Source organism: Amycolatopsis sp. NPDC023774, from assembly GCF_040639695.1.
Taxonomy (GTDB): Bacteria; Actinomycetota; Actinomycetes; order Mycobacteriales; family Pseudonocardiaceae; genus Amycolatopsis.
Genome location: NZ_JBFAAJ010000100.1, coordinates 1 through 2,048, shown reverse-complemented (window position 1 = coordinate 2,048; position 2,048 = coordinate 1). Strand labels below are relative to the sequence as shown.

Below are 2,048 nucleotides of genomic sequence, written 5' to 3'. Positions count from 1 at the left end.
AAACTCCTGCAGAACGGCACGCTCAAGACCTACGCGGGCTTCCCGCACGGCATGCCCACGACGCAGGCCGAGACGATCAACGCCGACCTGCTCGAGTTCATCCGGTCCTGATCGGGCGAGCACGCGGAGGCCCGCGGATTCGCACGGCTAAAAGTCGACGAATTCGCGGGTCATCCGCGGGGCCTCGCGGTGCGTGCCGAGCTCGTTGGATTCGCCGAGCGGCGGCTGGTGGGGCGGCTGCTGGGCCATCCAGCGGCGCCGCATCGCCACGATCTCCAGCTCGGGAGCGAACGGCTCGGCGTCGACGTCGCAGCTCCACGCGGCCATCAGCCGCGTGAGCTCGTCGTGGGCTGTGGGCTTTGGCTGGCGAATACGTGCCTCATAGCCATGTCGCCGCGGCGGCCGTTCTTCCCGTGGTGCGCCGCCGCGGGGCTCAGCGCGCCGCGGTGTCGATGACCACCCGCGCCCACGCCGGCGCCGCGTCCTCCGCCACGACCACTGCTGCCCCGCCCGGCGCGCCGGTGCCCGGCTCGTCGACGTCGTCGTCGGGAGCCGCGTCCAGGTGGTCAAGGTCGACGGGCGTGACGGCTGGCCGGTCGAGGTCGCGGCGGTGCGCCTCCGGCTGCGTGGCCATGGCCTCCAGCGCCAGCACGAGCGGGTCGGGGTCGGGCACGGTCAGGGCGTCGGCGACCGCAGCGCGCAGCTGCGCGGCCGCGGTGCCGATCGAGTCGGCGTGCTCGGTCAGCCGGGCCCGCGAGGTCGCGCGGGAGCCGGCCTCGCCGGTGGCGGGCTGGCTGGTCCCCTGCGGACCGTTCGGGCAGCATCACGGACGTCTTCTCCCCCACCTCTGCTCGGTTTCGTGGTCAGCCGCGCCGCGGATGCTGCGGTCGGGATCGACCTCGTCAGCCGCGGTCTCCCACTCGGCAGTGCTGAACTTCCGAATCGGGGTGCCGCATGAGCGGGTGGGCGAACTCCTCACCAGCGGGACTGAGGGTTCCCGGCACGGACGAGAGATCTATTCCTGCCGTCCGAGTCCGCAGGGCTGAGTGGCGCCGGCGTCGGACACGTGGAACATTCGCCCGTTGATGACTTCTATCGGGATCCGCACGAAGTGTGAACGTTCTCCGCCGGGCCATGGCCGGTGGCGGGGCTCGGCCAGCGCCACCAGTTCGTCGATTTCGGTGATCGGATTCGCCTTGCCAAGCACGACAACACTCCATCCGGTGCGGGTGGCGAGGTCGATGCTGTCGACTTCGAACGCGACCACTTCGTCGCGGAGCTTGGCGACCGACCCGGTGCGGCTGCTCCGGACGATGATGTTTCCCTCGTGCACGGAGAAGTTGACCGGCCGGATAGCAGGCAACGCGTTCTCGGAAAACACCAGCCTGCCCACAGGCTGGGTCGACAGCAGGTCGATGCATTCCCGTGTGGTCAAAGGGCGCAACTCGGTCATCGTTGATCCCGGTAGTCGGCGGAAAAGTGAGTTCACCGTCGAGTGTGCGCGGCTGCAGGCAACGGGGTCAGGGCAAGAAGTCCCTGACTCTCGGGACAGTCGGCCAGCATCGGGCCCGCTGCTGCGGTATCCAGCCGTGCACCTCGCTCGTGGCACCGGCGTGTACGTCGGCCGCGGACCGATCCGACCCCGCAACGCCAAGTTCCTCGTGTTCAAGCCGAAGAACATGGGACCCGTCCGCGCCGGCGGCCGCGGCTCCCGCGGCGGCTACGTGTTCGCGAAGCAGGTCAAAGGCGTTCCCCCGAGCCCGTACCTGCTCCGCGCCCTCGAAGCGAACTCGCCCTGGCCCGTCCGCCGCCTCATGTAGAGCGGGTTGCAGCGGTGACCTGCAAATTCGGGGCTGGTGGGCGGGGTTGTGGCTGCGCCCCGGCGGGGCGACGCTGGGGGCATGAGCGCACGTCGCCGGCGTTGCCTCGCCTGCGGGGCAACGCTGCCGAGGCGCGCTTCCCCGCGGAGGCGCTACTGCCTCTGGTGACCGTCACCATCGAGCAGCACAGGAGTTGGGATGTCTGAAGACCGCTTCATCGACGACGCC

At 70.0% G+C, this 2,048-nt stretch carries 4 protein-coding genes and 1 pseudogene; 2 read left to right on the top strand and 3 right to left on the bottom strand.

Annotated elements, in window-relative coordinates; all coding sequences use genetic code 11:
• A pseudogene (locus tag AB0F91_RS47105) lies at window positions 1–111 on the top strand (alpha/beta hydrolase); the annotation flags it as partial.
• A 36-nt stretch (window positions 112–147) separates the two neighbouring features.
• Here the strand turns inward: AB0F91_RS47105 and AB0F91_RS47100 are convergent.
• The 3 genes from AB0F91_RS47100 to AB0F91_RS47090 form a co-directional block, all read right to left on the bottom strand.
• Window positions 148–327 carry a hypothetical protein gene (locus tag AB0F91_RS47100; RefSeq protein WP_360609036.1) on the bottom strand — a complete coding sequence of 60 codons (180 nt, stop codon included), beginning with the start codon at window positions 325–327 and terminating at the stop codon, window positions 148–150.
• 106 nt (window positions 328–433) lie between these two features.
• Window positions 434–673 carry a hypothetical protein gene (locus AB0F91_RS47095; RefSeq protein WP_360609034.1) on the bottom strand — a complete coding sequence of 80 codons (240 nt, stop codon included), beginning with the start codon at window positions 671–673 and terminating at the stop codon, window positions 434–436.
• Window positions 674–1,015: 342 nt separating this feature from the next.
• Entirely contained in the window at window positions 1,016–1,453 is a 438-nt protein-coding gene (locus tag AB0F91_RS47090) for a pyridoxamine 5'-phosphate oxidase family protein (protein ID WP_360609033.1), read from the bottom strand.
• A gap of 136 nt (window positions 1,454–1,589) precedes the next feature.
• Here AB0F91_RS47090 and AB0F91_RS47085 point away from each other — a divergent pair, with 136 nt between their 5' ends.
• On the top strand, window positions 1,590–1,820 hold the full coding sequence (locus AB0F91_RS47085; RefSeq protein WP_360609031.1) for a hypothetical protein: 231 nt from the start codon (window positions 1,590–1,592) through the stop codon (window positions 1,818–1,820).
• Window positions 1,821–2,048 lie beyond the last annotated feature (228 nt).